At 42.2% G+C, this 26254-nt stretch carries 21 protein-coding genes; 11 read left to right on the forward strand and 10 right to left on the reverse strand.

Annotation, left to right across the window (positions count from 1 at the left end):
- Positions 1-74 precede the first annotated feature (74 nt).
- Together secA and mutT are read left to right on the forward strand one after the other, a co-directional pair.
- Positions 75-2771, forward strand: a complete 2697-nt coding sequence (gene secA / locus CXF81_RS14110) for a preprotein translocase subunit SecA (RefSeq protein ID WP_101181980.1) — start codon at positions 75-77, stop codon at positions 2769-2771.
- Positions 2772-2888: 117 nt separating this feature from the next.
- Positions 2889-3278 carry an 8-oxo-dGTP diphosphatase MutT gene (mutT, locus tag CXF81_RS14115; RefSeq protein WP_101181981.1) on the forward strand — a complete coding sequence of 130 codons (390 nt, stop codon included), beginning with the start codon at positions 2889-2891 and terminating at the stop codon, positions 3276-3278.
- On the opposite strand, the gene CXF81_RS14120 is transcribed toward mutT, so the two are convergent.
- A complete protein-coding gene (locus CXF81_RS14120; protein ID WP_232771935.1) occupies positions 3259-6348 on the reverse strand; it encodes an efflux RND transporter permease subunit in 3090 nt (1029 codons plus the stop codon). The two genes, mutT and CXF81_RS14120, sit on opposite strands and share 20 nt — an antisense overlap.
- Before the next feature lie 11 nt (positions 6349-6359).
- On the reverse strand, positions 6360-7634 hold the full coding sequence (locus CXF81_RS14125; RefSeq protein ID WP_101181983.1) for an efflux RND transporter periplasmic adaptor subunit: 1275 nt from the start codon (positions 7632-7634) through the stop codon (positions 6360-6362).
- Positions 7635-7960: 326 nt separating this feature from the next.
- Here CXF81_RS14125 and CXF81_RS14130 point away from each other — a divergent pair, with 326 nt between their 5' ends.
- Complete coding sequence (locus CXF81_RS14130) at positions 7961-8575, forward strand: TetR/AcrR family transcriptional regulator (RefSeq protein ID WP_101181984.1); 615 nt, start codon at positions 7961-7963, stop codon at positions 8573-8575.
- A gap of 10 nt (positions 8576-8585) precedes the next feature.
- Here the strand turns inward: CXF81_RS14130 and CXF81_RS14135 are convergent, their stop codons facing one another.
- The 8 genes from CXF81_RS14135 to nadC form a co-directional block, all read right to left on the reverse strand.
- Complete coding sequence (locus CXF81_RS14135; RefSeq protein WP_101181985.1) at positions 8586-9485, reverse strand: aspartoacylase; 900 nt, start codon at positions 9483-9485, stop codon at positions 8586-8588.
- Between the two features lie 95 nt (positions 9486-9580).
- On the reverse strand, positions 9581-9820 hold the full coding sequence (gene yacG / locus CXF81_RS14140; RefSeq protein WP_006015650.1) for a DNA gyrase inhibitor YacG: 240 nt from the start codon (positions 9818-9820) through the stop codon (positions 9581-9583).
- A 39-nt stretch (positions 9821-9859) separates the two neighbouring features.
- Positions 9860-10612: a cell division protein ZapD gene (gene zapD, locus CXF81_RS14145; RefSeq protein WP_101181986.1), complete on the reverse strand. Its 753-nt coding sequence runs from the start codon at positions 10610-10612 to the stop codon at positions 9860-9862.
- Positions 10613-10652: 40 nt separating this feature from the next.
- Positions 10653-11261 (reverse strand): dephospho-CoA kinase, encoded by a 609-nt coding sequence (gene coaE / locus CXF81_RS14150; protein ID WP_101181987.1) that lies wholly within the window; start codon positions 11259-11261, stop codon positions 10653-10655.
- A 203-nt stretch (positions 11262-11464) separates the two neighbouring features.
- Positions 11465-12340 (reverse strand): A24 family peptidase, encoded by an 876-nt coding sequence (locus CXF81_RS14155; RefSeq protein WP_101181988.1) that lies wholly within the window; start codon positions 12338-12340, stop codon positions 11465-11467.
- A 288-nt stretch (positions 12341-12628) separates the two neighbouring features.
- A complete protein-coding gene (locus tag CXF81_RS14160) occupies positions 12629-13837 on the reverse strand; it encodes a type II secretion system F family protein (protein ID WP_101181989.1) in 1209 nt (402 codons plus the stop codon).
- A gap of 83 nt (positions 13838-13920) precedes the next feature.
- A complete protein-coding gene (locus tag CXF81_RS14165) occupies positions 13921-14370 on the reverse strand; it encodes a prepilin-type N-terminal cleavage/methylation domain-containing protein (protein WP_101181990.1) in 450 nt (149 codons plus the stop codon).
- A gap of 212 nt (positions 14371-14582) precedes the next feature.
- A complete protein-coding gene (gene nadC / locus CXF81_RS14170) occupies positions 14583-15440 on the reverse strand; it encodes a carboxylating nicotinate-nucleotide diphosphorylase (protein WP_101181991.1) in 858 nt (285 codons plus the stop codon).
- Between the two features lie 192 nt (positions 15441-15632).
- Here nadC and ampE point away from each other — a divergent pair, with 192 nt between their 5' ends.
- The 8 genes from ampE (at position 15633) to CXF81_RS14210 (ending at position 26223) form a co-directional block, all read left to right on the forward strand.
- Positions 15633-16514, forward strand: coding sequence for a beta-lactamase regulator AmpE (gene ampE, locus CXF81_RS14175; protein WP_101181992.1), 882 nt, complete (start codon positions 15633-15635; stop codon positions 16512-16514).
- A 378-nt stretch (positions 16515-16892) separates the two neighbouring features.
- A complete protein-coding gene (locus tag CXF81_RS14180) occupies positions 16893-17669 on the forward strand; it encodes a GntR family transcriptional regulator (RefSeq protein WP_232771942.1) in 777 nt (258 codons plus the stop codon).
- A gap of 79 nt (positions 17670-17748) precedes the next feature.
- Positions 17749-20421: a pyruvate dehydrogenase (acetyl-transferring), homodimeric type gene (gene aceE / locus CXF81_RS14185; protein ID WP_101181994.1), complete on the forward strand. Its 2673-nt coding sequence runs from the start codon at positions 17749-17751 to the stop codon at positions 20419-20421.
- A gap of 15 nt (positions 20422-20436) precedes the next feature.
- The gene (aceF, locus tag CXF81_RS14190; RefSeq protein WP_101181995.1) at positions 20437-22161 is read left to right on the forward strand and encodes a dihydrolipoyllysine-residue acetyltransferase; all 1725 of its coding nucleotides are present in this window, start codon (positions 20437-20439) and stop codon (positions 22159-22161) included.
- 146 nt (positions 22162-22307) lie between these two features.
- Positions 22308-23726: a dihydrolipoyl dehydrogenase gene (gene lpdA / locus CXF81_RS14195; protein WP_101181996.1), complete on the forward strand. Its 1419-nt coding sequence runs from the start codon at positions 22308-22310 to the stop codon at positions 23724-23726.
- A gap of 421 nt (positions 23727-24147) precedes the next feature.
- Entirely contained in the window at positions 24148-24399 is a 252-nt protein-coding gene (locus CXF81_RS14200) for a DUF1289 domain-containing protein (protein WP_101181997.1), read from the forward strand.
- A 159-nt stretch (positions 24400-24558) separates the two neighbouring features.
- On the forward strand, positions 24559-25386 hold the full coding sequence (locus tag CXF81_RS14205; RefSeq protein ID WP_101181998.1) for an HDOD domain-containing protein: 828 nt from the start codon (positions 24559-24561) through the stop codon (positions 25384-25386).
- Between the two features lie 111 nt (positions 25387-25497).
- On the forward strand, positions 25498-26223 hold the full coding sequence (locus tag CXF81_RS14210) for a YdiY family protein (RefSeq protein ID WP_232771936.1): 726 nt from the start codon (positions 25498-25500) through the stop codon (positions 26221-26223).
- Positions 26224-26254: the final 31 nt, after the last annotated feature.

The following is a 26254-nucleotide window of genomic DNA, read 5'->3' on the forward strand; positions in this document are numbered from 1 at the left end:
GTATAGTTTATTCGCCACATAATTGTTATTATGTTATGCGTTTTATTTTAGTCATTTTTGGAAAATCAAATAGCATGTTTGCAGGCACCTTAAAAAAAGTATTTGGCAGTCGTAACGACCGTTTACTAAAAAAATTAAAAAAGACAGTTGTTGTTGTTAACGGATACGAAAAAGCATTCGAAGCGCTATCCGACAATGAATTGAAAGGTAAAACAGCGATATTTAAGGAGCGTCTAGAAAAAGGCGAAACAACGGATGCCGTTGCTGCTGAAGCTTTTGCTGTAGTCAGAGAAGCAAGTAAACGTATATTCGGTATGCGCCACTTCGATGCACAAATGAAAGGCGGCTTGGTTTTACATCAAGGTAAAATTGCCGAAATGCGCACCGGTGAAGGTAAAACGCTCACATCAACACTCCCCTCTTATTTAAACGCAATTTCAGGTAAAGGTGTACATGTTATCACCGTCAATGATTACCTTGCCAAACGCGATGCTGACTGGAGCCGACCCCTTTTTGAATTCTTAGGGTTAACTGTCGGTTGTAATATTCCTGGTTTAAGTCCTGCTGAAAAAAATGCGGCTTATGTGGCTGATATTACCTACGGTACCAATAACGAATTTGGCTTTGATTATCTTCGCGATAACATGGCATTTAGCCCGCAAGATCGTGTTCAACGTGGTTTGCATTTCGCCGTTATCGATGAAGTCGATTCAATCCTTATTGATGAAGCTAGAACGCCACTTATCATTTCAGGTGCTGCCGAAGACAGTTCCGAGGCATACAGAAAAATTAATCTTATTATTCCTGAGTTACAAGAACAGGAAAAAGAGGATGAAGAAGATAACATTGGTGACGGTCACTACACCATTGACGAAAAAGGGAAGCAAATTCATCTGACTGAAACAGGTCAAATTTTTGTTGAAGAATTATTACAAAAATACGAAATATTGGGCAAAGAAGAATCCCTGTTTGCAGCGGCGAATATTTCATTGTTGCACCACGTTAACGCTGCATTACGTGCTCACAAATTATTTTCAAAAGACGTTGATTATATCGTTAAAGGCGATGACATCATCATTGTTGACGAGCATACAGGTCGGACAATGGAAGGACGTCGTTGGTCTGAAGGTTTACACCAAGCTATTGAAGCTAAAGAAGGTGTTAACATTCAAAATGAAAACCAAACATTGGCTTCAATCACGTTTCAAAACTATTTCCGTATTTATGATAAGTTATCTGGTATGACGGGTACTGCTGATACCGAAGCCTTTGAGTTTCAATCGATTTATGGCTTAGAAACAGTCGTTATCCCTACCAATCAGCCAATGATACGTGATGATAGAGCGGACAAAATTTATCTCACGACTGAAGAAAAGTACGACGCTATCGTGCAGGACATTCAGGGCTGTGTTGAGCGCGGTCAGCCGACTTTGGTTGGTACCGTATCAATTGAAAATTCTGAATTGCTCTCAAACATACTGAAAAAATCAAAAATAGCTCATAAAGTACTGAACGCTAAATTTCATGAACATGAAGCCGATATTGTAGCCAACGCTGGCATGCCAGGGCAGGTGACCATTGCCACCAACATGGCAGGACGTGGAACAGATATTGTGTTGGGTGGTAATCTACAGGCTGAACTCGATAAGCTTAAAAACCCATCTGAGAAGCAACTCGAACATCTCAAAGCGGAGTGGCAAAAGCGCCATGATGCTGTGTTAGCATCGGGTGGTTTACATATCGTTGGTACTGAACGCCATGAGTCGCGTCGTATTGATAATCAACTACGCGGTCGTTCTGGACGTCAAGGTGATGCTGGTTCCTCACGTTTCTATTTGTCACTTGATGATGCCTTGATGCGCATATTTGCCTCTGAAAAGATGGGCAATATGATGAAGCGCTTAGGCATGGAGAAGGGCGAGTCAATCGAACATCCTTGGGTATCACGTGCGATTGAAAATGCACAGCGTAAAGTGGAAGGCCGCAACTTCGATATTCGTAAATCATTGCTTGAATACGACGACGTAGCGAATGACCAACGCGGTGTTATTTATGAACAGCGAAATGAATTATTAGATGACGGTAATATAGGTTCAATGATTGCTAACATCAGAAAAGACGTTGTATCACAAGTGATTAACCAATATATAGCACCACAATCGTTAGATGAAATGTGGGATATTAAGAGTTTAGAAGAGCGTCTTAAAAGCGACTTTGCAGTCGATTTACCGGTGCAAAAGTGGCTTGATGATGACGATAAGTTATTTGAAGAAACCATTAGAGAGCGTATTTACGACGAAATCGTAAAAGCCTATGAGTTAAAAGAAAAAACGGTAGGTGCAGACGTCATCCGTAATTTCGAGAAAGCCGTGATGCTGCAAAGTGTGGATAGCTTATGGAAAGAACATTTAGCGGCAATGGACCATTTACGCCAAGGCATTCATTTGCGTGGCTACGCTCAGAAAAACCCTAAGCAAGAATATAAACGTGAATCTTTCGAATTATTCTCGCAAATGCTGGACACGCTAAAAGTCGATGTGATCACCATTCTAAGTCGTGTGCAAGTGCAACAACAGGCAGATGTAGAAGCGGTTGACGAACAACGACGCGCAGCCGAAGTTGAGAAGAAGTTTGAACATAAATCGGTCACCCAGTCTGATGCGCAAAAGCCAGCTTCTGTGCAGCGTTCAGGTCCTAAAGTAGGGCGAAATGATGCGTGTCCTTGTGGCTCTGGTAAAAAATATAAACAATGTCATGGTAAAATTTCTTAACAAATTTTCTTAGCAAAATCTTACTGACATTGGATTAATATCAAAACAGCCTTTCAATATGCTCATTGAAGGCTGTTTTTTTTGGCAAAAATAGGCGATAAAAAATAGGCGATAGCGATGAAACAAGTTCACGTGGCTGTAGGTGTTGTGCGCAGGGGGAGTACTTTTTTTATATGTAAACGTGCTGACCATCAGCATCAAGGCGGCAAGTGGGAGTTTCCAGGTGGCAAAGTAGAGACAGGAGAAAGTGTTGAACAGGCACTTAACAGAGAGCTTCAAGAAGAAATAGGCATCAGCATTACAGCGTCCTCTCCTCTCATCGAAATAGCGCATGAATACACCGAAAAACGGGTTTTACTGTCTGTTTTGCTGATACATAAATTCAGCGGTGAACCCTTCGGTAAAGAAGGTCAAATTCATCGCTGGGCGGGTATAGGCGAACTAAATGATATTGATTTTCCTGATGCTAACGTTGCTATCGTTGAAGCTATTCTGAATACTCTTTAGCAATAAGCTCTTTTTTAATATTAAAAAACAGACTGTATAATACAGGCACAACACCGAGTGTTAACAACGTGCCAATCGCCAAACCAAACGCCAGTGCACTTGCCATGCCGAAAAACAAGGCGTCCTTACTGATAATTAATGGCAGTAAGCCAAGTATTGTAGTGACGGTAGACATCACTATAGGGCGCAATCTGCGCAGGCAGGCTTGAACTATTGCTTCATACTGATCCACGTTTTCCTTACGCTCTATATCGATTCTATCGATCAAGACAATGGCGTTATTGACAATAATCCCAGCTAACGCATATAGACCTAAAATAACCATAAATCCAAAGTTTGCCTGCACGGCGAGTAGGCCAATGACAGCACCTATTAAAATAAGTGGGACGGTCAGAATAACAATACTGGCACGGCGCAACGAATTAAACTGCGCTATTAGTACTAGCATTACAACGGCTAAACACAGTGGTAAATTGGCGTTAAGAGATGCTTGAGATTCCTTTGAATCTTTCACCACTCCGTCAAATTCAATACGATGAGCAGGCGGCAGTTTCGCTCTGAGTTTATCAAGTTCTGGCTCTAAGATGGGCACCATATCTTCAGCCGTCATGTTTAAATTTTTAGCTTCAATCGTAACCGTTCTGAATAAGTTTTCGCGGGCAATTCTTGCGTATTGGGGGCTAAGGTTAACATCAGCAACTTGCTCTAATGGCACATTCACGTTTCTTGCTGTAGAAAAAACATTAATACCGTATATGCGGCTAATATCATATCTATCCTGGGCTTGGCCTCGAATAATGATGGGTATTAAATCATCGCCGTCTCGAAACTCAGACACGACGGTGCCCGAGAAAAAGGTTTCTAAAGAGTTAGCCACATCTGCTGAGGTAACGCCTGCGCGTTTTGCTCTGGCCTGATCGACTTGCACATTAACCTGAGTTATTTTATTTTCCCAGTCATTTTTAATGTCAACCGTACCTTCCAAATTGCGGAAAATTGCTTCAACTTCTATGGCCACATTGTAAATATAACCTTTGTCAGGCCCTATCACCTGCACATCAATTTTATTCGAATCAGAGGGACCTAAAAACATTTTAGTGACACGCGCATTAATCATTGGGAAGCCACTAGCAAAATCTTCACGAAGCTTCCTCATGGTTTCATCTTGGAATTGTCGGTCTGTTAAGTTAAGCATCACAAAAGCTTTACTAGATTCAGGTGTGATTGGCGTGAGTGATAATACAAATCTCGGACCACCAAAACCGCCATATGCTGCGTAGTTATTGACATGGGGGTAGCGCTCTTTATTGTCCAGAAGGTCAAATACCATTTCCAATACGTCCTCTGTCTCATGCATTGAAGAACCTGCAGGTAAATCAATATAGGCTAATACTTGAGCACGATCTGAATCCGGAAAGAACTTCACTGGAACCGTCGTCATTACAAGTCCTGCGCCGATAAAAAGCAGGATGGTCCCGGCCATGGTAAACGCTCTATATCTCAACACAAAGTGCAAAAGCGCTTTATACACAGGGTTTATAAGATTGAATAAATTGGCGACTTTGGCTTGAATACCCGTCTTCCTTACCTTTACATCTGTAATAAACCAGTAGCATAAATAAGGTGTCACCATGAGGGATAATAACCATGAAGTGAAAAGTGAATAAATGATCACGATTGACACTGAACGAGTGTATTCGCCAGAGTCACTCTCAGCTAACATTAATGGCAAGAACACCAGCATAGTTGTAACAGAGGAGGTCAGTAAAGGGATTGCTAATGAACGTCCTATTTCAGACACAATTTGACGACGTTTCTCACCATTTTCTAATCGCTTTTTGAAGTCTTCAGCAACTACAATACCATTATCGACCAGCAAGCCAAGCGAGATTATAAGGGTTGCTAAGCTCATGCGTTCAAGTGCCATACCACTGAAATTAAGCACAGCGAGCACAATTAAGACAACCGCAGGTACTATCGCACCAACAATCAACCCAATGCGAAAACCAAGGAATAAGATAACAACGCCAAGTACAATAGCTAATGTTTGGACCACGTTTATAGATACACCGTCAACCGCAGCATTGACTTGGTCTGCTTGTCGAGTAATCACTTTAAGGCTAATGCCGGCAGGCATTTGTTGTTCTAAGGTACGCAACATATCTTCTAAGCGAGGTGTATATTCAGTCACACTGAAGCGATCGTTTTTAGATATAGCCAATACAATTGCGCGCTCACCATTGAAATAGGCAGTTTGAGATGCAGGTGTTTGAACACTTCGGTATACCGTTGCGATATCCTCTAAGCGTATTGAGTTATTCGTATTGGGCAGGGTAAAAATAACCTCTTTGATTGATTCAATGCTCGTGAAGTCGCCGCTAGGAACAATATTAAAGCTCTTGCCGTTTAAATTAATTGTACCCCCAGACCGGATCACGTTTTGTTGCTGCAATATCTCAATTAACTGTGATGGGGACACACCGAGTTGCGCGGTTTTAACGTCAGAAACCTCAATTACAATATTTTCTTGCTGTGCTCCTAAAATGCTAACTGATTGTGTGCCTTCAACCGTGTACATCATGTCCCGAGCGTGTTGCGCCATGTCGTACATATCGCCCATTAAAATACCTTCATCGGCCTGCAGAGCAACCGTCAATATCGCAACATCACCAAAGTTATCATTGATAAAATGGGGGAGTGTTCCTTCAGGGAATTGGCTTTTTACTTTCTCTAATTCATTTCGGACTTTATCCCAAATTTGGTCAAGGTCGTAATAGCGATCGTATAAGTCAACATAAACAACAGATGTGCCGTGCATGGAAATTGAACGAATTTCTTCAACCTCATCGACATTGCGAACCCCTTCTTCAACTGTTTTAGTGATCAGGAGTTCTATTTTTTCAGCCGGCATACCGGGAAAATGGGTGGTGATAACCGCTTCGCGAACTTTAATTGAAGGGTCTTCTTGCGCCGGCAATGAAAAGTAGCTAAAACCACCAAACAACATCAATGACAATACCGCAGTCATCACTAAACGGTTATAGGTTAAACCAATATCAGATAAATTCATTTTCATTACTTCTATTGGTTATATATTTGGGTTGAGGTCTCAACTGCCGAAATAGCTTGTTCGGGTCGTAAAAAGTCGAGGCCAGTTTTCACTATTCGCAATTCAGTAAGAAGGGCTATATCGGGTTGCTGCTTGAATTTAATAATCGCGGTTTGGGGTTTCAATTCAACAATTTCAATATAGTACTTCTTTGCTATCGCATTCAGCTCGTTGTTCACACTTTTGGTGTAGACAGGTGTGTCCTTGTTAGTTTCCTTGTTAGTTATCGCATTCAGCTCGTTGTTCACGCTTTTGGTGTAGACAGGTGTGTCGGTGTTAGTTAATTTTGTTGTTTGGATTGCGACGAAGTATAGATAGGGGCCGGACTTGTCGGTGGTGAATGCGCTGAAAGGGACTTCATAATATTCGTCAGTTGTGAACAAACTGCTGACCGACAAGATAATTTCAGCCGACATACCTGGATAGAAACCAGTGTGGTTGTCATTTAATGTAATGGTAATCGGAAACGCATTTGCAATAGACGCTTGCGCGCCAATTTCGGTGAGCGTTGCAGGGTAAGTTGTCGATGCACTAAGGGATGGCACAATCACACTTACTTGGTCAAAAAGTGAAACCTTACTGATCCAGCCTTCAGGTATTGCTGCGTTGACCTCCAAGTTTGCATTGCCTTGAATGCTAATTACCGGAGCGCCAAGACTCACTTGCTGCGAAGGTTCTACAAAACGGGCTGATACGCGTCCTGAGTAAGGTGCCACGAGGATTGTGTCTGACAAGTTCTCAGTTGCTATGGCCAACGAACTTTTCGCCACCTCGGTGCGCTGCTTGGCAATATCAAAGTTAGCGAGAGCATTGTCGAATGCGGCTTGTGATACCAGGCCTTGTCGCCTGAGTGTTTTGTTTCTTTCAAATGTTTGCTTGGCATCAACTAATGCTGCGGTGGCTTCACCTAAAGCGCTCTTGTTTTGCTGAACTGCCAGCACATACACTGCTTTATCTAATTCAGCGAGCACGTCACCTTTGTTGAAAGATTGGCCCAGATCGACATACATTGCAGAAATAACACCGGTTACTTCAAATGAAATCGATACAGCGTCTGCAGCTTGAAGGGTACCAGTTAGGTGTCTTTTTACGACATCTGATGCGGTTAATAGCTTAGTCGTCCAGACTTTTTTAGGCAGCTCACTTTTAGTCGTGCTGCTTTGCTGCATATTCTTTTCAGATCCTGAGCAAGCACTCAATATAAAAATTGCAGTGACTACTAGTGTGGCGATTTGTGTAAAACGCATTATCTTTCCTTTAACTAAAGCGGCTGTTTTATCTTTTAATATCAATTAACTGCTAATCATATATCGGGTTTATTACGTACTCTATTTCATTGTTGAGTCTGCTCTAAACCTAGCATGTACAAGCAATTTAAATAAATTGTTGATATTGATTATTAGTACTGTACAGTACAGTACCATAAGGTTTTGCATTTGTCAGTATACAAAAGTAACATGACGGAAATTTAATAATCCGCAGCTGAAGCGCTTACGCGGCACTAATAAAGGTAGGAACGTGTACTTGAAAATCTGTAATATAATGAAGAGAGTTTTAAATATGAGCCATAAATATGAGTCGTAAAGACGCTGAATGCCGAATTTTAGCGGCTGCGAGAAGCCTATTCTTTGAATTTGGAGTGCCAGCGGTAACCACTGATATGTTAGCTAAAGCAGCAAAAACCTCAAAAATGACCTTATATAAGTATTTCGAGAATAAAGAAGTGTTGTTAGAAGCGGTCGTAACACAAGAGGTTGCTAGGATTTACGAGCCTTCAAAAGTGGAAGTACACAGCCAAGTAGATTATCAAAACATGCTGCAATCATTTTGCGTGAACGTCGTTAATATTATTTTTGACCCGCAAATTGTGCGCTTTGATCAGTTGATGATTAGTCAGGCATTGTCGAATAAAGAAATGTCGCAAGAGCATTACAAGCGATGTTATTTACCCGCTATACAAGAACTCGTGCGCCTGATAAAGAATGGGCAAAAGCAGCAGTATTTGAAAACGGCGCAACCACCTGAGGATATTGCTGATATGGTTTTATCCTCTATTTCCGGGTTAACTTACACTAAAGCACTGTTTGGTTTTCCAATTACCAAAGATAATATTGAAGCCAAGGTAGTCAATGTATTGAATATTCTATTTAGTGCTAATGACACACCACTACCCAAAATCACGGAATAGTTCCTCAAGCTCAAATAAGCGTTTTTGTTGATAGTGCGAAGGCAATATTGAGGTGATAATAGGCTGATTCACCAATAAAGTGAGGATAGACCTTGTCCTCGCCTTCCCAGCCTAGCGTCCTCCCTGCAAACGTTAAAAAGGTAGGTTCGCCACTATTTAAGACCGTAAAATCATTGTTTTGCAGACTGGGGTGTATCATTGCCAACTTTTTTCCTGCCGAACATAGTGGAAAATAAACTTCTTCAGTTAAGCGAAAAGCCTCGACAACGTCTAATTCACCGAGTGTCTGCTTGTTCCAAAGGTCACAAAAAGTGATCACCAGTTTTGTCATTTCCTCAGTTTGCAAATAGGCTGCAGGCCTAAGCACATTCTGCGGTTGTGGGCCAACTTCAATCATAATACCGGCTTTGCCAATGGTGCATAAATAGGGGTGCTGTTTATAGGGAATATGGTCTTCAATAAGAATAATTGCGTCTGGCATATTGGCTTTCACATATCGAGCCATTTGCTGATGAAACTCATCAGATTGTAAAATGATTAAGGTTGGCCCCATATTGCTGGTGGTATTGTGAATATCAATAACAAGGTCTCTGGTCGGTTCATACTTTGGGCCAAAGGTGAGGTTAAACTCAATGGCCAGTTGATGCTCCAAATTGTCACCAGTCAATACGCTCAGCTTTTCTCGGCTAAATTGTCGATTCAGATCTTCCTCAACAAAACGGGCTCGTTTTGCAACAGCAAGTGTGTTTACGATTGCCAACTCGATATCAATATCAGTAGTTTGCGCCACTAACTGAGCGTGTATTTGCGCATTACTTTGTAGGTTTCTTAGGTATTCGATACCCGACATTTCATTACCATGTGTACCCGCGGTAATTAAGATTTTTTTTATTACAGCATGTTCTGACATTGACTGATTTACCTTGATAAATGATTAGACTAAAGAAGCCGTTTTGTTGGGTAAGAACACGAGTTGGAACAAACGTAACAAACAAAATTAACGCGTCAGTTATTAAAAAAGTCTTGTTCTTGTTGCGCAAGCATTTCCTCTATATCTTCTATATCGATATTCATATCGGGTACAGAGGTTTCAGCATCTTTATTTGCACCTGAAGGGATGGCGTTTTCTTCGTTAGCCCATTGGCCTAAATCGATTAATTGACAACGCTTGGTACAAAACGGTCGAAACTCGTTTTGAGTTGACCATTGAACTTCTTTTTTACAGGTAGGACAGTTTACTTTCATATTATTATCTAACTATTTGGTTGAAATGTTGAGGATATGCTAACAACACGCAATTTCAAATTTAATATCGCTTTTCACGCCGCCGGCTGACCCTTGGTCAGGAACCAGTTGCATGAATCGAATACCATATCGATATTTATTGCCACTTAATACCGGGAAGTAGCCCTGACTGTTAGAGCAACGCACACGAATAAGATCAACTTTATCAGTGACTATACCTTGATAAAACCCATTGGTAGCGGCAACTTCTGCATAGCGCCCGCGTTCGCGCAGGTACTGCATAAGCAGTGTAATATTCTCACGCACTATTATTAAATGTTTTTCCCACGCGGCAATGTCCGCGTTACGCACGTCTTTACTTTGTTTAAGCCAACAAAATAAATGCGGTAAATCAAAGCTGGTTGCACCGCCAGGGATCGAAAAACGCTGTCGAATACTGCTGAGGAAACGGTCATCTTTTAAATTTGAACCCAGTTTATTGGTGCGCTTGAGCTCTGATAATAAACTATGTAGCTTTTTAAGAGCGACCTCAAGGGCCCCAGTATCGATGTTTGGATGACTTGACCAATGTACTAGATTCTTTTCATGTACATCGATATCACGAATAAAGTCAGTACGCACATCCAAACGCTCAAGTAGGTCTAACAGAGTGAAAAAAACATCGAAAAAATGCAAGCTTTCAAACTCATTATCGAAAGTTGCAGCGTGATCCAGTTGTTTGAAAAGCTGTTCTAATCGCAAATAGTTTCGCACTTTTTCGCAAAGTGGAAATTCGTAGACTGCGACGGGCATTTAGCTCTCCTAGTTGTTGGCATTCTGGGTTTGACACAGCTTACAGGGTTTTGTTCAAAATGTTTAGGTAGATTTGATGTAAATCCTTTACTTGTGTATTCAGCCAATCGAGGTCTCTGTGGTTCAATATAACGTCATCGGCTGCCGCTAACCTGTCTGTGCGAGACGCTTGCGATGCTATTATACTCTCAATTATGACTTGCTCACTCTTATCTCTAGCGATTGCCCGTTTAAGTTGAGTTGCCTCATCAATATCAACTACGAGTGTGCGGTCAACCATATTGTTGAGTTTGTTCTCTACCAGCAAAGGAACACTTAAAATACAATAAGGCGATTTGGCGTTGTTGGTTTGTAACGCCATTTGTTGGCGAATAAGAGGATGTAACAGGGCGTTTAGCCATTCTTTTTTTGCGCTGTCTGAGAACACAATACGGCGAAGTTTCTGTCTGTCGAGGTCTAAATTGGATGTTAGGATGTCTTCGCCGAACTGCTTGACAATCGCCATAAATCCGGGCGTATCTTTGGCAACAACATCTCGAGCAATGACATCGGCATCAATAATGTCGATACCGAAACTAGCAAACTGATCGCTGACCGTGGTTTTACCTGACGCAATGCCACCAGTGAGTCCTATTACCAATTCGCTCATTTATCATTCTCGCTATAGATGTAATAGTAGGTTAACCAATCCACGCTCTTTATGCACGTTCTTAACTAATGCTCTTGTTTCAAGCTCTCTATTCATTCTCTCTTCATTCTCTATCCATTCTCTATCCATTCTTTTTACTTGGTAAGATTGAAGACAAGATGAATAATAACTGCTCAAGAGTAGGTGTGTCGGTACAGTGTGTTTTATAAGGTGGATAAATACCAGTCAGCAATGAAGTCGCCATACAGCATAGTTAACCAGCCAGCGGCAGCTAAATAGGGACCAAATGGAATCGCCAAATTACTGTCTTTTTTATTGATAAACATCATTGTAATACCAACAATTGCGCCCACAACCGATGACAGTAATATGATAATAGGTAAGTGTTGCCAACCAACCCAAGCACCTAACGCGGCAAGTAGCTTAAAGTCGCCATAGCCCATACCTTCCTTACCAGTAAGCAATTTAAAAGCCCAATAGATAGACCACAAGCTTAAATAGCCGACCATAGCGCCAATAATAGAGTCGATAGGCGATATCGTATTTTCAAAGCAACTCAAGCCAAGTCCTGCCCATAACAATAAGAGGGTGAGTGAATCGGGCAGCAACATTTTATCAAGGTCAATAAACGTCATCGCTACAAGCAACCACGTCGCGAATATGAATGCAGCGCCGGTCATACCGAAACCTAACTGATAAGCAACAAACGCAGACATTATGGCGGTTAACAACTCGACTGCAGGGTAGCGTCCTGAAATTGGATTGGCACAGCCACTGCATTTACGCCCCAACATTAGCCAGCTTATAAGCGGAATATTTTCCCACGCTCGAATTTTATGTTTGCAATTAGGACAGGTAGAGTCTGGTTTCACTAAATTAAAAATAGGCGCTGGCGGCAGTTCTCTTTGCGGATGTTGAGATTGTTCAATATCCCGCTGCCAGTCTTTTTCCATCATTATGGGTAATCGATAAATAACCACATTTAAAAAGCTGCCAACCAATAAACTAATACAGAAGGTAGTAATAATGAATGCTAGCGGAGATGCAGCTAATAGTTCAAACAACGCAATATTTTCCATTGGATTGGCTTTTTACCTTTTTAAGTATGCTATTGATATTCGGTTTTATACTATTGATATTCACTTATATTATTATATCGGCTTGCTTAATAAAAGCGTTTACCTTTTATTTTCACTAGCGTTACACCCTAAAGACGAGACACATAAATCGTGGACCTAGTCTGTCACTGTTGTTGAATTTAAATCTCTATACCCTCACCAGAATGTCTTTTCGAAGACTCTTCAGGTGCGGAATGTCAAATAGTAAAAAGCCAGCATCACGCTGGCTTTCGCATAACAGTATCGTTGTTACACCACGTTACCCATTTCAAAAATAGGTAGGTACATGGCTACAATTAAGCCACCGATAACCACACCCAATACGGACATGATCATGGGCTCAAGTAAGCTGGTTAAGCCGTCAACCATATCGTCAACTTCAGCTTCGTAAATAGTGGCTACTTTTTCGAGCATGCTGTCAACAGAGCCTGATTCTTCACCAATCGCGATCATTTGTGTCACCATTGATGGGAAAATATTGGTAGCGCGCATGGCAACGTTCATTTGTAGACCGCCGGCCACCTCTTTTTTCACAAATAATATGGCGTTTCGAAATACGGCATTACCAGACGCGCCGGCTGCAGAATCAAGAGCGCTAATTAAAGGTACACCGGCTGCAAAGGTGGTGGACAGGGTTCGGGCAAAACGAGCGACAGCCGCTTTCTTTAATATATCGCCAATAATTGGTATTTTTAAAATTTTCTTGTCAACACTGTCTCGCAGTGCAATGGATTTTGTATGTACTTTCTTAAACACCACAGCAGCAATAAATAGTCCCACCGCAATAAAGGGGCCGTAGTTTCGCATTCCATTAGACAAGCCAATGACAAACTGGGTAAAAACAGGTAATTCGGCGCCAAAGCCAGCAAAGATCTCTTCAAACTGAGGTACCACAAATATTAAGAGGATGGTGGTAACAACAAAAGCAACGACTAGCACTGCGATTGGATAAAACATGGCTTTTTTGATTTTCGATTTTAACGCTTCGGCTTTTTCTTTATACAAAGCGATACGATCATAAATAGTTTCTAGTGCACCTGTTTGTTCACCTGTTGCAACAAGATCGCAGTAAAGATCATCAAATTTGTCGGGGTGTTTACGTAAGGCATAAGAAAGTGGATTACCTGATTTTACTTCACTGGTTATGTCACCTAACAACTCGCGCATCGACGATTTTGAATGCCCAGCGCCAATCATTTCTAAGCTTTGAATAAGGGTAACACCTGCACCCAGCATCGTTGCCAGTTGTCTAGACAGCACTGAAATATCTTGTGCATTGACTTTATCTTTGCGCCTAAAAAGCGGTTTTGCTAGTTTTTTTACTTTGGTTGCAGAGACACCTTGGCGTCGCAATAAGTTTTTTGCTTCTTGCAAGGAACCTGCTGTGATTTCGCCTTTACCAGATCTGCCAGTTTTTGACATGCCAGTCCACGCGTATGTTACTGCTGTTTTTGCCATGGTAATAACTCGCTTCTACTGTCAGAGAACAAAAAGCCCAGATAAATCCTGGGCTTTGCGTACGTTCAAATACTAACTTTCACTTAACAAACAGTTGTTGGATTACAAGCTGCAACCCATGTAATACCGCCGGTTGCAGTGTTAACTGTTGGCGTAAGTCTATAAGTCGCACCATTAACCCCCATCGATGCAGGCGCTGTTGCTGTAATTACGCCTAGAGCAGTTGTTAAACCAACTACTTTAGAAGCAGCACTGCCATCAGTACCGGTGCCAACATCAACTGTTGCCGGAATGCCATTTTCATTTTGGTTACAATCTTCCAATCTTGTGACCGAGGTGGCACCTGCTGATAACTGAGCACATACTTCAACAGCAGATTTTGCTGCAGCAGTAGAATTCGTCACTTCTGTAAATTTCGCTTTCTGAGTGTAGCCCTGATATGCAGGTAACGCGATTGCAGCAAGAATACCGATGATTGCTACAACGATCATTAGTTCGATTAATGTAAAGCCTTTTTGAGCTGAGTTCTTCATTTTGTCTCTCCGAGCGTGGTCAACGCGTTCATAATATTTGATTTAAAATAAGTTAAAAAGGTAAGTGCGGTAAAACAAACATTACCTCCTTAACCTCGAGACCGAGTATAAGAGGAGAGGGAAATATGTGAAGTATGTAGACGCATACTTAAGTCTTTGTTCCGACACATCCAGTCATACGCTAGGGTAGATTTTGGCTATGTCTATATTCGCTAACTAATCGTAATGAGGGATAAATCTATCGCTGTTACGTGTTTAGTCAATGCGCCTGAAGATATATAATCTACGCCTGTTGTGGCCAATTCTTGCAGTCTGTCAAAAGTAATGTTGCCAGACACTTCTAGCTTACATCGACCTGCATTAATAACGACTGCTTCTTCGATCAGTTTTGTATCGAAATTATCTAACATTATGGTATTGACACCGGAATTTATAGCCTCATCAAGCTCTTGTAAGTTCTCTACTTCAACTTCAATTGGCAAGTCTGGATACATGTGCTGTGCCTTGGATACCGCATTTTTAATGCTTCCGCATGCTTTAATGTGGTTTTCTTTTATTAAGAAAGCGTCATACAGGCCCATTCGGTGATTCATTCCCTGAGCGCATGCAACTGCATACTTTTGTGCTTGACGTAGGCCCGGTAAGGTTTTACGCGTATCAAGCAGCCTGGTGTTGGTGTTTGTAAGGAATTTCACGTAAGTGGCGGTGGTTGTTGCAGTGCCGCTGAGAGTTTGCAAAAAGTTCAAGGCCGTGCGCTCAGCTGTTAATATCGATCTTGCGTTGCCTTGTATGTATAAGATGGTGTCATTTGCCTTGAGTTCATCACCGTCTTTATATCGCCAATCAAGTTGACAGTCCTTATCAATTTGTGCAAAAACTTCATTTACCCAAGCCTCACCACATAAAACACAATTCTCTCGTGTAATAATTTTAGCTGACATTCTAACGTCGGCATTGATCAGCATTGCCGTAATATCGTTGTGCACAGATATGTGCCCGCCGAGGTCTTCCAATAATGCGTCTTCAACTTGTTTTGAAATATTTATTTGGTATTGATTTATGAGTGACATAGTAGTGAGAACTTATTTTGAAAATAGGCAAATGGTGCTGGTGGTGCAAGTTTACTGCTTTATGAGCATCATTGAAACTGAAATTCTACGGCGTTTAATTTTACCGCGTGAACTGTGTTTTCGGTGAAATAGCTTTGCAGTTTGCGTTGTGACTCATATACTTAGCCTAGTTTATTAGATAAAGGAAGACCCATGGCTCTAATCTCGCTGCTAATAGTAATGGCTTTGGAACGTGTTACATCAAAATCACCGAAGTGGCATATTCATGCATTAGTAGGTAAATACATTCAATTTTTACAAGCTCGCAATTGGTTCAGCGACACCGCGTCTATGCTTTCTATTCTCCTTATCATCATGCTGCCCGCGTCATTGCTATACGTGATTGAGCTTTTGCTTGATAATGGTTTAGTTACCTTTGCCCTGCAGCTCGCCGTGTTGTGGATTTGTCTGGGCTGCCCTATTACGCGTAAAAATTATAAAAATTATTTACAGGCAGCAGTTCGTACCGATTTTGAAGCTTGCTCGTTGCATAGTATTTCATTTGGTAATGAAGGCGGTGATTTAGACAAGGTGGGCCAACAATTAGTTTTTATTAATTATCGCCAATATGCAGCGGTTATTGTTGCTTTTGTTTTGCTCGGCGTGCCCGGCGTTATTATTTATTCAATCGCAAAAGAATTACAATTATACGCTCATAAAATGAATCTCTGCGAGAATAATCCAGAGGCGGTTGACGAAGAGGTGATGGCGGAATTCACAAATGAAAATGCAGCGCTTACTATTGACCAGATAATGCACGTGATTGATTGGCTACCAGTGCGCTTAACCGCGTTTGGTTTTATGGTCGTTGGTCATTTTTCAAGAGCCCTGACTTTTTGGTTGCCAGCCTTAGTAGATACCAAGTCGAGTACAAAAACAATATTAACTAATGTTGCAATTGCCGCTGAAGAAGTGGAGGCTGATCAGAAAAACTGTATTGACGAACCTTGTATTTTAGTTCGCTTAGTAAAACGAAATGTGCTGTTTATGTTGGTAATTGTGTCAATACTGACCATGGTCGGAGCAGTTGCTTAATTGTTTTTTCAAAACACTGTAAATTATTCTTTTCATTAGCGACACCCTCCGTTATTAGAGGGCTGTCTCGATCTTATTAGTCACGTTTGACTGTACAATCCTTAACACTAGTTAGCCAACGATGAGTCATTTAGGCTGGGCGGTGCCACCTTGATCTAAACAGGACTTGTCGAATGAATAAAAGTTGCTTACACTAGTTTGGTTAATTGGTATTACCATTTGTTTACTGCAGTGAACAAATAACAAAGTTTTGTTAACAAACTGAGCGCTAAACTCGGGGTAGCAACAAAGCTCACAAAGTAGAGACGGGGCATAAAAGTGCACGCAAATATAAAGCACCAAAAGTTGTCTGACGTGATCACAGAACGTCTGGAGTCCATGATTTTGGACGGTACGCTAGTTGCGGGCGAAAAGCTGTTACCTGAGCGCTTGTTAGCAGAAAAATTTCAAGTTTCACGTCCTTCATTGCGCGAAGCTATTCAAAACTTACAAGCGAAAGGCCTAGTCGAACGTAAACAGGGCGGCGGTACATTTATACGGCAAAACCTAAGTGCAAAAATGACAGACCCTTTGTCGGCGCTTGTCGCATCGCGTCCAGAAACACAATTTGATTTACTCGAATTCAGGCATGCGCTCGAAGGTATGGCCGCATACTATGCAGCATTACGCGGTCAGCCAGAAGATTATCGAGCGTTAAATAACGCGTTAAATAGTTTGCCTAGTCTGCATAAGTCAGAAGCACAGCCTAGGAACGCTGCAGCCAAACAAACGGTAAGTGCACAAAACCAAGTAAGAACTGATACTCAACAAGAAGCTGAAGCGCTAGTCGAGTTTTATCTGACCATGGCAAAAGCATCTCACAATATGGTGTTGCTGCATGTAATGCGCAGTATGCAAGGAATGTTAGTTGACAATATCAAACGAAATTTAGAAATGTTGCGTGATGGCGCCGATGTTGAAGCTCAGATACGTGAGCAACGACATGCCATCGTGCAGGCTATTAGTTCACAAGACCCTGAAGCTGCTCGTAAAGCAAGCAACAAGCATTTGGGTTTTGTGGAGAGTACCTTATTAGACATCAATAAACGCGACGTTAAATTACAACGCGCGATGCGAAGAATTGAAGTGAAAGAAAATGGAAAGGCGGTTTCTTAAAAGCCTGCCTTACTTTACGCAAACAGAGCGCGGCTTTTTTAGCCTCGTTCATCGTTAAAACATAATATAGGAAAGCACCATGACCGATATGATGCATCCCGATGTGGATCCAACAGAAACCAAAGAATGGTTAGACGCAATTGAAGCTGTGTTAGCTGAAGAGGGTGTTGACCGTGCTCATTTTTTACTTGAATCGTTGATTGAAAAAGCCAGACGCAGCGGTGCTCATTTGCCTTATGACGCAACCACTGCGTATATCAATACGATCGCTGCTGGCCAAGAGCCGACCATGCCTGGTGATCAAACGATCGAAGCCAAAATTCGCAATGCCATTCGTTGGAATGCAATGATGATGGTATTGCGCGGGTCTAAAAAAGATTTAGATTTAGGCGGACATATTTCCAGTTTCGCCTCTGCGGCAATGCTTTACGATGTGGGTTTTAACCACTTTTTCCGTGCGCCAAATGATAAAGACGGCGGCGATTACTTGTTTGTACAAGGTCACGTATCGCCAGGTATTTATTCTCGTGCTTTCATCGAAGGTCGCCTGTCTGCTGATCAGTTAGACATGTTCAGACAAGAAGTGGGCGGTGAAGGTTTATCTTCGTATCCACATCCGAAGTTAATGCCTGATTTCTGGCAATTTCCAACGGTATCAATGGGCTTAGGCCCAATGCAAGCTATTTACTTAGCGCGCTTTTTAAAATACTTAACTAACCGTGGTTTGAAAGATTGCTCCGCGCAACGCGTTTGGTGTTTTCTGGGTGACGGTGAAGTGGATGAGCCTGAATCATTGGGTGCTATCGGCCTAGCTTCTCGAGAAGGTCTTGATAACCTAACATTTGTGGTTAACTGTAATTTGCAGCGGTTGGACGGTCCGGTTCGTGGTAATGGTAAAATCATTCAAGAACTTGAAAGTACCTTCCGCGGCGCAGGCTGGGAAGTATTCAAAGTTATTTGGGGTCGCTACTGGGATTCTTTATTAGCCCGCGACACATCAGGTAAGTTACTTGATGTTATGAACGAAACTGTTGACGGCGAATATCAAAACTACAAAGCCAAAGGTGGCGCATACACACGCGAAAACTTTTTTGGAAAATATCCTGAATTAAAAGACATGGTTGCGAATATGTCTGATGATGACATTTGGCGCCTAAACCGTGGCGGACATGATCCTGTTAAAGTTTATGCTGCCTACAAACGTGCCACTGAAACGGTTGGTCGTCCACAAGTTATTCTTGCCAAAACTGTTAAAGGCTATGGCATGGGTGCAGCGGGCGAGGGTAAAAATATTGCGCACAACGTCAAGAAAATGGACATTGAGAGCGTTAGGCACTATCGAGATCGTTTCAATATTCCAGTGACAGACGAAAATATCGCTGATTTGCCGTATTATAAGTTTGATGAAGACAGTCCCGAAATGAAGTACTTGCGCGAAAAACGTGAAGCGTTGCATGGCTATATGCCAGTGCGCTTGGCCAAAAGTAGCCATGACCTACCCGCTCCTCCGTTAAAAGCGTTTGAAGCGATTACTAAAGGGTCTGGCGAGCGTGAAGTTTCCACCACAATGACCTTTGTTCGCGTACTCACTGTTTTGTTAAAAGACAAGCAGATAGGTAAAAACGTGGTACCAATCATCCCTGATGAAGCGCGTACTTTTGGTATGGAAGGTTTATTCCGTCAAGTCGGTATTTACTCAAATACGGGTCAGAAGTACATCCCGCAAGACAAGGACCAAGTCGCTTATTATCGTGAAGATAAAAAGGGCCAAGTATTGCAGGAAGGCATTAATGAGTTAGGCGCAATGTCGTCGTTCGTGGCAGCAGGTACCTCTTACTCGACTAACGATTTGCCCATGTTACCAGTGTATATTTATTACTCTATGTTTGGTTTTCAGCGTGTGGGTGATATGGCATGGGCTGCAGGTGATAGCCAATGTCGTGGTTTCTTAGTTGGTGGTACAGCAGGCAGAACAACGCTAAACGGCGAAGGCTTGCAGCATCAAGATGGGCATTCCCATGTGCAAGCGGGTTTGATCCCGAATTGTGTTAGTTATGATCCAACCTACGGCTATGAAGTGGCCGTGATAACTCAAGACGGATGTCGCAGAATGTTAGAAGAACAAGAAAACGTGTTCTTCTACATGACGGTAATGAATGAAAATTATATTCAGCCTGAGATGCCGAAAGGCTGTCAAGAAGGGATCATCAGAGGTATCTATAAGCTAGATACGGTTGGCGACAAGAAAGCAAAATTAAAAGTGAAGCTGTTAGGTTCGGGTACAATTTTAGTCGAAGTTCGCAAGGCAGCGGCATTACTGGCTGAAAAGTACGATGTTGAATCGGAAGTGTATAGTGTGACTTCTTTCAATGAATTAACCCGTGATGGCATAGATTGTGAACGTTGGAATATGCGAAATATCGATAAGAAATCTCGTGTACCCTACATTACAGAAGTGCTATCTGATGGTAACGATGGCCCAACAATTGCCGCTACCGATTACATTAAAGCGTACGGTGAGCAAGCAAGAGCATTCGTACCAGGTTCGTATCGTGTGCTTGGAACTGACGGTTTTGGTCGTTCAGACAGTCGTGAAAACCTACGTAGTCACTTTGAAGTAGACGCAAAAAACGTTGCTTTTGCTGCGCTATATGAACTTTATAAAGCGGGTGACTTTGATAAAAAAGCGCTTGCATCAGTGATTAAAGATTTGGGTATTGACCCAGATAAAATTAATCCGCTTTACGCTTAATTAGGGAGAACGAACATGGCAAATCTAATAGACATTATTGTTCCTGATGTTGGCGGTGAAGAAGTTGAAGTCATAGAACTTTGCGTTACTGTTGGCGAGGCTGTAGACGCTGAGGCATCAATTGTAACCGTCGAAAGTGATAAGGCGAGCATGGATATTCCGTGTACCGACGCTGGTATTATAAAATCACTCAAAGTAAAAGTGGGCGATAAAATTAAGCAAGGCGATGTTTTAGGCCAAATGGAATCGGGCGCTGCTGCGCCAGAGCCTGAGCTGCCAGCAGCAACTGAAAGCCAAGCTGAGACTGCACCAGCCAAAGCTCCTGAGGCCGCCGCAAAACCGGAAGCACCTGCAAACAGCACAGCGGCTTCAACTAGTAGCAAAACTATTGACGTTACCGTGCCTGATATAGGCGACGCAACCGAAGTAGATATTATTGAATTGTTGGTTGCTGTGGGTGATACCGTTGAACCAGAAGATGGTTTGATTACACTTGAAACCGACAAAGCAACAATGGACGTACCTGCACCAGAAGGCGGTAAAATTGTTAGTTTAGCGGTAAAGGTTGGCGACAAAGTATCTAAAGGGTCACTCGTATTAACTCTAGAAGTTGCGGGGGCAGCATCAGCATCAGTTGACAGTGATTCTGCGTCGACTCCGGTGGCAGCAACGCCGTCAATAGATCCGGCACCAAGTGCACAAGCATCGCCAGCGCCAGCACCTCAAACGCCAGCACCTCAGACACAGGCACCGAAAGCGCCGCCAGTACCATATCATCCGTCAGCGGGTGATAATGTAAATACGGGCAAAGTACACGCGTCGCCGTCGGTTCGCCGACTCGCTCGCGAGTTTGGTGTCGACCTCACTCAGGTTCAAGGTTCAGGGCGTAAAAATCGTGTTCAAAAAGATGACGTTCAGTCATTTGTTAAATATGAATTATCGCGTCCGAAAATGAACCCCGGTAGTTCGGTGGGGGGTGGAAACACAGGCGGAGGATTACAGGTATTGGCTCAGCCAAAAGTTGATTTTGCAAAGTTTGGTGAAATTGAAGAAGTGCCACTAACTCGAATTCAAAAGCTTTCTGGTCCAAACTTACACCGAAATTGGGTAACTATTCCACATGTTACGCAATTTGATGAAGCGGATATTACTGACCTTGAAACGTTCCGTAAGGAACAAAATGCGATTGCTGAAAAGCGTAAGCTTGGGGTGAAAATCACACCTCTGGTCTTTATGATGAAAGCGGTAGCCGATGCATTAAAACAATATCCTGCTTTTAATAGCAGTTTGTCTGAATCTGGTGAATCATTGGTAATGAAAAAGTATTACCATATCGGTATTGCAGTTGACACTCCTGGAGGCTTAATGGTGCCAGTTGTTCGTGATGTTGATAAAAAAGGCATCATGGAAATCTCCAGGGAACTAATGGACATTAGCGCTAAGGCCAGAGACGGCAAATTGAAGGCGACAGACATGCAGGGTAGTTGTTTTACGATTTCTAGCCTAGGCGGTATAGGTGGTACAGCATTTACACCAATCGTAAATGCGCCTGATGTGGCTATTTTGGGTGTTTCTAAGTCAGAGATGAAACCAAAGTGGAATGGTAAAGACTTTGAACCTCGTTTAATGTTGCCATTGTCATTGTCTTATGACCATCGCGTGATTGATGGAGCGCTAGCCGCTCGCTTTTCTGTGCATGTGAGTGGTGCGTTGTCAGACTTGAGACGTATTTTGTTATAAAACCAAAACCGCCAAGGGTTATTGCCCTTGGGGAATGTGTTTCAGAGCTAGAAAAGTGCATTGGAACAAAAAGTTTTGCAGGTTGGCGTGTGAATCGGTAAGATCCGCGCAAAGCAAGCATCTAATCATAAAATTTTGAGGTCATAATGAGCGAGATTAAAACTCAGTTGGTCGTACTAGGCGCAGGTCCTGGTGGATATTCTGCAGCATTCAGAGCAGCCGATTTAGGCGTAGACACCGTGATAATAGACGCTCGCGAAGCACTAGGTGGGGTTTGTTTAAACGTAGGTTGCATCCCTTCCAAAGCACTATTACACGTAGCTAAAGTAATTCAAGAAGCGAAGCAGTTGTCTGCGCATGGCGTCACTTTTGGTGAGCCAACTTTCGACTTGGATAAAATTCGCGGTTGGAAAGACAGTGTTGTAGAGCAATTGACTAAAGGCCTGTCTGGCATGGCCAAAATGCGCAAAGTTAAACACGTGCAGGGTTATGGCAAATTCACTGGCCCAAATACCATTGAAGTTGAAGGTAAAGACGGTATAACTACGATTACTTTTGATAACGCAATTATCGCCGCCGGTTCTGAACCCGTTAGCTTGCCGTTTGTTCCAAAGGATGAACGCGTAATTGATTCAACGGGCGCATTAGAAATGCGCGATATTCCGAGCAAAATGTTGGTATTAGGTGGTGGTATCATCGGTCTTGAAATGGGCACGGTCTATCATGCCTTGGGTTCAAAGATTGATGTGGTCGAGTTCCTCGACCAACTTATGCCTGCGGCTGACAAAGACATCGTTAAAATGTACATGAAAACCATAAAAAATAAATTCAACACCATGCTTGAAACGAAAGTAACCGGTATTGAAGCGAAAGATGATGGTTTGTATGTGACATTTGAGGGCAAACAAGCACCAGCGGAACCTGTTCGTTATGACAGAGTTCTGGTTGCTGTTGGGCGTAAGCCAAACGGTTCACTGGTTGCTGCGCAGAAAGCGGGCGTCACGGTAACTGAACGCGGTTTCATTGAAGTCGATAAACAAATGCGTACCAACGTATCAAATATTTTTGCCATTGGTGACCTTGTTGGTCAACCCATGCTTGCTCACAAAGCGTCACATGAAGGCCATGTTGCTGCTGAAGTTGTTGCCGGTAAAAAGCATTATTTCGATCCGAAATGTATTCCTTCGGTTGCTTACACTGAGCCAGAAGTTGCTTGGGTTGGTGTAACTGAAAAAGAGGCTATCGAGCAAGGTCTTAACTACGAAGTAGCAACGTTCCCATGGGCAGCCTCGGGCCGCGCAATTGCTTGTGCTGCAACTGATGGCTTGACTAAAATGATTTTCGAAAAAGACACTGGTCGTATCATTGGTGGTGCTATCGTTGGCACTAACGCAGGCGAAATGCTGGGTGAAATCGGTTTAGCAATCGAAATGGGTGCTGATGCAGAAGATATCGCATTAACGGTTCATGCTCATCCAACATTGAACGAATCAATCGGCCTTGCTGCTGAGTTATTCGAAGGCAGCATCACCGATATGCCAAACCCTAAAGCAAAGAAAAAATAAACTCGCATTTTGCTTAACCAATACAAAGCCGATACTGTTGAAGTATCGGCTTTTTGCTTTCAAAAAAGGCGTAGAGCAGACAGTGAGGGCGTTTCCCCTAACCGACACGCTGTTCGCCATCCATGGCCGCTCTCTAATGGCGTCCTTGCCATCAGAATGTCGGTTAGGGGAAACGCCCTCACTGTCTGCTCTGCGCCTTATCGCGCAGCGTTGGCATTATAGATTGCGGCCCATGTAAAGCCACAGCGATGCAAAATAAATAAAACAGCACTTTTTAGCACTAGAACTCGTACCATGTAGACAATGATCTACACAACACAGAGCTTATTGCTGTTATTTTAGTCACAGATAAGAAGGTTGTGTGTTAATAATAACGTTGAGTTTGTATGCAGCATCCTACTAATCCGAGACACTTGTCATAATGAGCGATATGCAGCAATTAGAGTTTTTTGCTATCCCGAGCCCATGTATTGGTATTTGCCAATCGGGGCCGCGAGGATATTGCAAAGGGTGTTTTAGAAGTCGAGAAGAGAGACTTCATTGGTTACAAATTGATGATCAAACTAAAAGATTAGTGGTGAAAGCGTGTAACCGCCGCAAACAGGCATGGATGCGTAAAAAAGCAGAGCCCAAAGTACAAAATAAGTTGGGTGAACAACAAGATTTATTTTAATTTATTATTTTTATTTTGATAAATACCAAGCATATAATCAACTTAGGTTTACGCTAGCGATTTAAGGTATAGATTACTTAAACAAGGTATTATCAGTACCACCCTATACAGAGCTGTATTGAGTATAATCGGCACATCGTTATTAACCAAGACCGAATTATGCCAATTAAGCCTCTTGTTAAATTTGCGTCAAAATCATTTACGCTTCCAAACACTTGTGTGAATCTCAGAGTTGCTCTGGATGACCCGAGAAAAGACATAGCTCAGATTGCTCAATTAATTTCTGTCGATCCCTCTTTGAGTGGAAAAATCTTAAAATTGGCGAATAGCGCCTTGTTTAGATTTCCTAGTCAAATTGAAACGGTGACAAAAGCATTGAATGTCATTGGTGGTGAAGCGGCTTATAATATATCTATTGCAGAAACGGCAAACATCGCCTTTAAAACTTTTAATTCAACGGTTATTGATTTTGCAGCATATTGGCAAAAAGCAGTCATGTGTGGTGTGATTGCGAAAAACATGGCTCAACAAAAGCAGTTACGTGGTAGTGAACGTTTTTTTGTATTGGGTATTCTGCAAGCGCTAAGTGAATTAATTGTCGCCAGTAAGCACACGCAGGCCTATATCAGGTTTAAGAATGATGAGGAGATTGCCGCACCATTGGCAAAACAAATGAAACACTTTAGATTTACCTTTCCAGAATGCAGTGGACTGATTATCGAAGAGTGGAAATTACCACAGTCATTAGTTGTGCCGCTGAAAACGCTGACGCACCCGCCTAGTGAAAAGATGAGATTGGATGAGAGTATTCTTTACCTTGCTATTACAATTTGTGAAGTTGAAGACGAGGACATTAAAGTAGAAAATCTTCCACAAATTAATTGTCAAGCAATTGAGATGGTTGGATTGAGCGATGAAGATTATGATATGATAATCAACTATTCGCGTTTGGAAACGTTTAAAATTGCGAATTTGATAAATTCGTAAACTTTAAATAGCTTTGCCAAAAACATGCCTAGATTAAAAGTAACAGCCTTAATTGGCGCTCTTTGTGTTTGTCTCATTTTGTCATTTCAGGCGAACGCGTCCAGTGACATCTTGAAAAAACTTTACCTAAAAGAAAAAAAACTAAAACAAAAGTCACAAGGTATATCACTAAGTGGTGAATTTGGTGTACTGACCGCAAGTGGCAATACCAACACCAGTACATTTAAAGCTGCGTTAACTTCAGAGCACGAAATGCAGCGCTGGAGTAATAGTTATCAAAGCGAAATAGTTTATAAACAGAACAAAACCGCTACTGAGACTATCGTCACTGCACAACGATTTTTAATAAACGCACAGCTAGATTATAAGTTGCCTTCAAAAAACAATCGTTTATTTATTTTCGCCGAATATAGCAACGACAGATTCAGTGGTTTCCGTTACCAAAGCGCGTTTGCGGCAGGGTGGAGCGCGCATGCTTGGAAAAATGAAGAAAGCCAATTTAGATATAGTGTTGGGCCAGGATTTGCCTATGCGCAACGAGACGTGATAGATGAAGAGGCGCGAAAGTCGTATGATGTTTTTAACGAAATGATTATAAGAGCCTCTCTTGATTATCGCTTATCCTTGAGCGACTCTGCAAGGTTTAGACAGTTTATGAGCACAGAAGCGGGTCAGGAAACGAATCGCTCTCGCTCTGAAACAACGCTGACGGCGAGTATTATTGAATCGCTAGCAATGAAACTGTCTTTTGTGATGATTTATAATGACGGAACGCTAAAAAGAAACGAAGACTTGAGTACAGAAACCACTATTTCATTGGTCTATCAGTTTTTTTAACTTGCCTAAATTGGGGAAAACGATAGACTAC

The sequence above is a fragment of the Glaciecola sp. 33A genome (assembly GCF_002836745.1).
Taxonomy (GTDB): domain Bacteria; phylum Pseudomonadota; class Gammaproteobacteria; order Enterobacterales; family Alteromonadaceae; genus Glaciecola.

What these genes read in the sequence shown, in the direction of transcription:
- secA (WP_101181980.1), top strand. Translation starts at nt 75, where the DNA reads ATGTTTGCAGGCACCTTAAAAAAAGTATTTGGCAGTCGTAACGACCGT.
- mutT (WP_101181981.1), top strand. Translation starts at nt 2,889, where the DNA reads ATGAAACAAGTTCACGTGGCTGTAGGTGTTGTGCGCAGGGGGAGTACT.
- CXF81_RS14120 (WP_232771935.1), bottom strand. Translation starts at nt 6,348, where the DNA reads ATGAATTTATCTGATATTGGTTTAACCTATAACCGTTTAGTGATGACT.
- CXF81_RS14125 (WP_101181983.1), bottom strand. Translation starts at nt 7,634, where the DNA reads ATGCGTTTTACACAAATCGCCACACTAGTAGTCACTGCAATTTTTATA.
- CXF81_RS14130 (WP_101181984.1), top strand. Translation starts at nt 7,961, where the DNA reads ATGAGTCGTAAAGACGCTGAATGCCGAATTTTAGCGGCTGCGAGAAGC.
- CXF81_RS14135 (WP_101181985.1), bottom strand. Translation starts at nt 9,485, where the DNA reads ATGTCAGAACATGCTGTAATAAAAAAAATCTTAATTACCGCGGGTACA.
- yacG (WP_006015650.1), bottom strand. Translation starts at nt 9,820, where the DNA reads ATGAAAGTAAACTGTCCTACCTGTAAAAAAGAAGTTCAATGGTCAACT.
- zapD (WP_101181986.1), bottom strand. Translation starts at nt 10,612, where the DNA reads ATGCCCGTCGCAGTCTACGAATTTCCACTTTGCGAAAAAGTGCGAAAC.
- coaE (WP_101181987.1), bottom strand. Translation starts at nt 11,261, where the DNA reads ATGAGCGAATTGGTAATAGGACTCACTGGTGGCATTGCGTCAGGTAAA.
- CXF81_RS14155 (WP_101181988.1), bottom strand. Translation starts at nt 12,340, where the DNA reads ATGGAAAATATTGCGTTGTTTGAACTATTAGCTGCATCTCCGCTAGCA.
- CXF81_RS14160 (WP_101181989.1), bottom strand. Translation starts at nt 13,837, where the DNA reads ATGGCAAAAACAGCAGTAACATACGCGTGGACTGGCATGTCAAAAACT.
- CXF81_RS14165 (WP_101181990.1), bottom strand. Translation starts at nt 14,370, where the DNA reads ATGAAGAACTCAGCTCAAAAAGGCTTTACATTAATCGAACTAATGATC.
- nadC (WP_101181991.1), bottom strand. Translation starts at nt 15,440, where the DNA reads ATGTCACTCATAAATCAATACCAAATAAATATTTCAAAACAAGTTGAA.
- ampE (WP_101181992.1), top strand. Translation starts at nt 15,633, where the DNA reads ATGGCTCTAATCTCGCTGCTAATAGTAATGGCTTTGGAACGTGTTACA.
- CXF81_RS14180 (WP_232771942.1), top strand. Translation starts at nt 16,893, where the DNA reads ATGATTTTGGACGGTACGCTAGTTGCGGGCGAAAAGCTGTTACCTGAG.
- aceE (WP_101181994.1), top strand. Translation starts at nt 17,749, where the DNA reads ATGACCGATATGATGCATCCCGATGTGGATCCAACAGAAACCAAAGAA.
- aceF (WP_101181995.1), top strand. Translation starts at nt 20,437, where the DNA reads ATGGCAAATCTAATAGACATTATTGTTCCTGATGTTGGCGGTGAAGAA.
- lpdA (WP_101181996.1), top strand. Translation starts at nt 22,308, where the DNA reads ATGAGCGAGATTAAAACTCAGTTGGTCGTACTAGGCGCAGGTCCTGGT.
- CXF81_RS14200 (WP_101181997.1), top strand. Translation starts at nt 24,148, where the DNA reads ATGAGCGATATGCAGCAATTAGAGTTTTTTGCTATCCCGAGCCCATGT.
- CXF81_RS14205 (WP_101181998.1), top strand. Translation starts at nt 24,559, where the DNA reads ATGCCAATTAAGCCTCTTGTTAAATTTGCGTCAAAATCATTTACGCTT.